The organism is Vibrio lentus (assembly GCF_002875945.1).
GTDB lineage: Bacteria > Pseudomonadota > Gammaproteobacteria > Enterobacterales > Vibrionaceae > Vibrio > Vibrio apostichopi.
The window spans coordinates 1-5,517 of sequence record NZ_MCZK01000029.1; the positions used below are offsets into that span (position 1 = coordinate 1).

At 39.8% G+C, this 5,517-nt stretch carries 7 protein-coding genes; 6 read left to right on the top strand and 1 reads right to left on the bottom strand.

Annotation, left to right across the window (positions count from 1 at the left end; genetic code table 11):
• The first annotated feature begins 226 nt into the window (after positions 1-226).
• Complete coding sequence (locus BCT49_RS02485) at positions 227-571, top strand: hypothetical protein (RefSeq protein WP_102434014.1); 345 nt, start codon at positions 227-229, stop codon at positions 569-571.
• 49 nt (positions 572-620) lie between these two features.
• Positions 621-1,268: a hypothetical protein gene (locus BCT49_RS02490; RefSeq protein ID WP_102434015.1), complete on the top strand. Its 648-nt coding sequence runs from the start codon at positions 621-623 to the stop codon at positions 1,266-1,268.
• A 349-nt stretch (positions 1,269-1,617) separates the two neighbouring features.
• On the opposite strand, the gene BCT49_RS02495 is transcribed toward BCT49_RS02490, so the two are convergent.
• Positions 1,618-2,643 carry an IS110 family transposase gene (locus tag BCT49_RS02495; protein WP_102434016.1) on the bottom strand — a complete coding sequence of 342 codons (1,026 nt, stop codon included), beginning with the start codon at positions 2,641-2,643 and terminating at the stop codon, positions 1,618-1,620.
• Between the two features lie 93 nt (positions 2,644-2,736).
• On the opposite strand from BCT49_RS02495, the gene BCT49_RS02500 reads away from it, so the two are divergent.
• The 4 genes from BCT49_RS02500 to BCT49_RS02515 all read left to right on the top strand — a co-directional run.
• Entirely contained in the window at positions 2,737-3,459 is a 723-nt protein-coding gene (locus BCT49_RS02500) for a hypothetical protein (RefSeq protein WP_133151632.1), read from the top strand.
• Positions 3,460-3,600: 141 nt separating this feature from the next.
• Positions 3,601-4,437, top strand: a complete 837-nt coding sequence (locus BCT49_RS02505) for a hypothetical protein (RefSeq protein WP_102434018.1) — start codon at positions 3,601-3,603, stop codon at positions 4,435-4,437.
• A 36-nt stretch (positions 4,438-4,473) separates the two neighbouring features.
• Complete coding sequence (locus BCT49_RS02510) at positions 4,474-5,031, top strand: cysteine hydrolase (protein ID WP_102434019.1); 558 nt, start codon at positions 4,474-4,476, stop codon at positions 5,029-5,031.
• A 124-nt stretch (positions 5,032-5,155) separates the two neighbouring features.
• Positions 5,156-5,517: GFA family protein (locus tag BCT49_RS02515; protein ID WP_102434020.1), on the top strand; the 362-nt coding region annotated here is incomplete at its 3' end.

Below are 5,517 nucleotides of genomic sequence, written 5' to 3' on the forward strand. Positions count from 1 at the left end.
GGGAATCCATGTCATTCGTTATGTGCTTTAATTGGTTAGCTTTAATAATGAAGTCGAATGTTAAGTTGAAATTTTAAAAAGAAATTGCATGGAAAAATTCAATTAATTCATGTGATTATTTTTATTTGCTGTGACACTTAGCATAAAGTGTAGTGTATGCGTTGCTCACCACTTAATGCGGCGTTATACTATTGATAAGTTTTAATAGATCATTTGGAGGGTGGTTATGAGAGTACAAACACTGTCATCGTACAGATTAAAATCTAAAGCCGTCTCTATTAACAAAACTTTTATTGCTGATAATGGAGTTGCTTTTAGTATCTTTGTTTCCAAAGGTACTGGATCTGTATCACAGTACTACATTATTGAGTCTAAATGGGAGAATGCTCCATCTCCTAAAGTTATTCCTCTAGCGCATTTGCAGGTTAGCAAAATTAGCGGAAACATTAAGTTCGCAGCTTTTCAACCAGAAAACTGGAACTTAAAAACTGATTCATTTGAATTTGTTAGAGCTCTAAGTAGATTCATTCCAGAAATATCTAAATCTCATAATATTTCTGTTGCACATTAGAGCTAAAATGAAATAATGGGGACATGAGTTTTAACGGCTATCATGCGCAATGTCCCCAGCAATCATTTCTGAACCTCACGATAAAATCCCTTTAAGCGCTTCTGAACTGCGCGATTTCGACATCGACAATACCCTTGAAGTTATATTCCTATCTGACGTTGGTCCAGATTCACTAAACGTTCGCCTATCCTTAGTTGAAGGGGGTAATGAAGGCTGCGTTACAGTAGAAATCATGAGTGGAGATACTGTTTCTAGCACGGCAGGGAACGTAGACTTCAATAAATTGGATGCTGACGGCACTTGCCTAGAGGGCGGCGTTCAGATAAAAAGTGCTTATTTCAGTACTGATTACCAAGGTTTAGGCTTGGGCTTTGCTGCATATCAATTAATTACAAAGCATCATTTGCTGGTTAGTGATACAACTCAAACTCACGATGGCTCCGCATTTTGGAAGTTTAAGCTTGGTGACCATGATGAGATTGAAATTAATATTGTAGTCACTCCCTCTGAAGGGCAGCCTTTTACTGTCTGCGATGAAGAGTCTTCGCAACCAGTTATATACCACTACACTAAAGAAGAACTTGAGCCAATGATATGGGGGCTTGAGTTCCCTAACGACGAGCCTCACCCGGGTATCAATGCATCTCCAACGCTCCGTAGAGAAGATGTTGTTTTAGTCGCTATCCGACGCACATAACAAAGCATTTAAGAGTGATTCCTCACGCTTGGCAGTTTCGCTTCGCTCAAGTATAGCCAAGCGTGCATCACACCTTAATGCGGCTACATGGATTCCCCCGGTTGTCAAACATCCGCTAAACTTATGTTGATGGGTTTTGGACTGCCGCTCTACATTCGGCCTACTTATCGACGATTCGCATACGTCGTGGGCCTGATGACTTGCGCGACTGCGGTGTCTTATTCGTTAGATGACATCTAGTGTGTCCGCCGCATTAACAGGCTCTCCGCAAGTGGTCTTAACCTATCTCCATCATTAGCGTCTGCAATGACCCGGTGGGTTTAACTCTTTATGCTGCTTAAGTTTTTACTTAGGCAGCATAGTTTTCATATTCTGTTTGATTGTGTAAAAGCGACCATATAATTCGTGCGTTCTTCGCGGCAAGTACCACTATTGCTCGGTTCATTCCTCTTCGTTCCAGAACGCCTCTGCACCACTGACTTAACTTATCTTGCTTGTCGCCAAGGTTGGCAATCACGGTCCTTGCACCGTGAACTAATAGTGTTCGTAAGTATTTGTCGCCGTGTTTGGTTATCCGACCTAACCGAGGTTTTCCTCCTGTGGAATATTGCTTTGGTACTAGTCCTAGCCAAGCAGAGAAATCACGGCTTTTATCAAATTGAGAACCATTGCCTATCGAAGCAAGTATTGCAGTAGCGGTTTGCGGCCCAATACCTCGAACTTTCATCACTCGTTGAACATTAGCGCTGACCTTAGCAAAAGAGTCAAAGACTTGCTCTGTATCGGCGATACGTTGATTCAATTCACCAAGGTGGTGATAAGCATCGGCAATGACTGTTCTTGCGAGGTGTGGCAGTTCATTTTCTGCATCTTCGAGCATTATGGGAACGTGTTTCAGCAATGAAGAGCGACCAACAGGAATGATTAATCCGAATTCAGAAAGCAGGGCACGCATGCGATTCATAAGCGCGGTGCGTTCACGAACCCAATGCTCTGTTATTCTATGTACCGATAGGATGGCTTGTTGCTCGGGTGATTTTATGGGCACAAAGCGAGTCGATGGACGCTGAACAGTTTCGCAGATAGCTACTGCATCATTAAGGTCGTTCTTTCCCTTAGTTCGATAAGGAACTACGTATTTAACGGCCATAATACGGGCGTCGTGACCCAGTTTATTGAGTGTTCTTGCCCAATAATGTGCACCACCACACGCTTCAACTCCTATACGCATGAGTGGCATATTTGCTATTGTAGTCAGTAGTTTAGAGCGGGTTACTGACTTATGAAGTATGACCTTACCATTTTGGTCTATGGCATGAAGACTAAAGTGGTTTTTAGCTAGGTCGATACCGCAGAAATAAGAGTAATCAGACATGGTGCCTCCGATGCATTTAAGTACCACATAAGTGTGGCAGATCCTCGGTAAGGGGAATCCATGTCATTCGTTAGCATTTATTTAGGATTAGGTATGAAGCCAGAACTATTACAAACTATTTTCAATATAATTATGCTAGTTGGGGCTCTTATGGCTGCAATCGGTGGATTTGGAGCCCAATACTTTGGTGGTAAGGCTTCTGAAATAGCGAGTAAAAAAGCACAAGTACAATTAAATTCGACAGTTTTGGAGCAATCTCAGCAAATCAAAGATTTGGGTAACCAAAATATTGAACTAACCAAGCTAAATTCAGAGATGTCGATGGCAATACAAGCTCAAACAGAAGAGTTGACGTCTAAAGGTAGTTATCCTTTTGCTCAAGTTACGGGAGGAGCGAATAATGGTAACCAAAGCCAGATAACTGTTAATCTAATCGGTAAGTATGCAATCCCTAATTTAACAATAAGGGTTGCGGTGATACCCAATTATTCCTCTGTTAGTGGCTTAGATCTACGAGTTACGGGGGTTAATGCGGAAACTATTGGTATCGATACCTTGAGACCTCTTGAGTCCAAGTGGTTCATGGTGGATACAAGTTCCAGTGAAACTGCGGTTATTTTATACTTTTCATCAAATAACAATAAGTGGACGCAATCCTTGAGGCTAGTAAAAACTGATAAAGGCAGAAAGGTTCTTTCATATGTTGCAGGCGGTAATGGGGAACGGCTAAAGAGCGTTGTTGATCCTGATTTTCCAATTCGGGATGGCAAGTATGTTATTTGGTCCAATGTAACTAAAACTCTTGAGGAAATATAAATGCTAACAAAGCGTTTAAGACAGATTCCCAACGCTTGGCATTTTTAGTTCGATTTGAGTTTTATGATTACGGTGCAATGGTTTAGGTGCGGTGGTGGCGTTGCTCACTCCTTAATTGTGCGTTAGGAATGTGGTGATTAGATGTCCTCAGATAATATGGTTAGCGAAGTACAAAGAAAGATTGGTAGAAATATCCTCCTTTTCCAACAGCTTGAATACGTATTAAAATATGTTATTGCCAATGGGCAGTTATCGGGATATTCCAGTGATATAGAGCAAATTATTGCGTCGAAAAGAGAATCTGTAAATAGACAAACAATGGGACAATTAGTTGGGCAGTTTGTTGAAAATTATAATCCCACAAGAGGTGAATCTTCATATGAGCTTGAAGAATTAAAGGAAGCACACTTTTCATTCGATTTTCGAGTTGAAACGGATGAAAAAAGTTATGAAAATCAAAAAGAAGCCCTTGCTCGGTTAGTTTTAGAGAGAAATAAACTGGTTCACCATTTTTTACCTGAGTTTGATCCTAATTCTTATGAAAGCTGTAGCAAAGTTGAAAAGAAACTCGATGACCAAGCCGACAGGGTACGAATTGAAGTTGAAAATATTCTCAACTTCGCACAAAAACTTTCAGATATGAGAAAAGAAATATCTGATTTCTTATCCTCTGAAGATGGTAAGAAAGAACTATTACTTTCCTTTTTACGACAAGATAGGTTAGTTATTTTACTAGCTGAAATTTCGAGTCAAGTAGCAAGAGAAGATGGTTGGACTTTAATGAGTACTGCTGGGCAGTTAGTTAAACAGCATGCTCCTGATGAGTTAGAATTATTACATAAAGGTAGTGAGCATAAATCATTAAAGTCTTTAATGCTTAAAACTGAAATGTTTGAATTTATCGAAGAGAGTACAGATAAAGGCGGTGTTAGAGTGTTATATAAATTGAAAAAAGAGCACCAAAACTTATATTTTTAACAAACAACGGATGTTGGCTGTCCACCGAAGGTTATTGTGACCAAATTACTATTAGTTATTGATATGCAGGAGGACTTTTTTCAGCATGGGAGGCTTGCTGAGAAAAGAACTGAATTTACTCATTCGTTGAACGAGTTGGTGCAAGCATTTCGTAGAGAAAACCAGAAGATTATTTGGGTGCTTCAAGTCTTCAAAGAAGATTTGTCAGATACATATTTGGCGTTACGACAATCTAGTCAAAAATGGACTATTCAAGGTACTCGTGGTTGCGAGCTACTAAGTGAGTTAGTTCGATATCCAGATGAACATGAGATTATCAAAAAGCGTTATAGTGCTTTCTTTGGAACAGAGCTTGATGCGATCTTAAACGAAATGTTACCTAGTGAAATTGTGATTGCAGGTGTAAATACTCATGCATGTGTGAGAGTCACTGCTATCGATGCTTACCAACGTGATTACCATTTATTATTGGCTAAAGAGTGTATTGATTCATACGATCAAGGTTGTCATGATGAATCATTTGGATACATGGTTAATAGTGGAATCGGAGTTCCTTTATCCAATACTGAGATCATCGATAGAATGAAAACTTAAGTGTGATTTTCTACGCTTGACATTTCAATTCCAGGTTGGGTTTCGTGCTTATAGTGCAATGGTTTAAGTAGTAGTGTTGCTCAGTACTTAACGCGACTTAAGTGGAATTAGCTAAGGAATTTAGATGTACAAAGGAAGTTGTTTGTGTGGCTCACTTCAGTTCGAATTGGATGGAGGTGTTACTGATATCATTCACTGTCATTGCTCTTTGTGCCGTAAGGCAAGCGGAAGTGCCTATGCCACTAATGGCTTCATTAATGCTGAAGATATCAAGTTAACAGACAAAAATAATACACTTACCTTTTACGAAAGCAGTGAGGGCAAACGTAAGTACTTTTGTAAAACTTGTGGAAGTCCAATCTATAGTTCAAATTCACAATCCCCGAAAAGGCTTCGCCTTCGTTTAGGTATATTGGATACAGAAATATCGGAACGTCCTATTTCTCATAATTTTGTTACATCAAAGGGGCTTTGTTGCGTAATTCA

Excerpts from the sequence above, each read along its gene's own strand:
- BCT49_RS02485 (WP_102434014.1), top strand. The coding sequence starts at position 227 with ATGAGAGTACAAACACTGTCATCGTACAGATTAAAATCTAAAGCCGTC.
- BCT49_RS02490 (WP_102434015.1), top strand. The coding sequence starts at position 621 with ATGTCCCCAGCAATCATTTCTGAACCTCACGATAAAATCCCTTTAAGC.
- BCT49_RS02495 (WP_102434016.1), bottom strand. The coding sequence starts at position 2,643 with ATGTCTGATTACTCTTATTTCTGCGGTATCGACCTAGCTAAAAACCAC.
- BCT49_RS02505 (WP_102434018.1), top strand. The coding sequence starts at position 3,601 with ATGTCCTCAGATAATATGGTTAGCGAAGTACAAAGAAAGATTGGTAGA.
- BCT49_RS02500 (WP_133151632.1), top strand. The coding sequence starts at position 2,737 with ATGAAGCCAGAACTATTACAAACTATTTTCAATATAATTATGCTAGTT.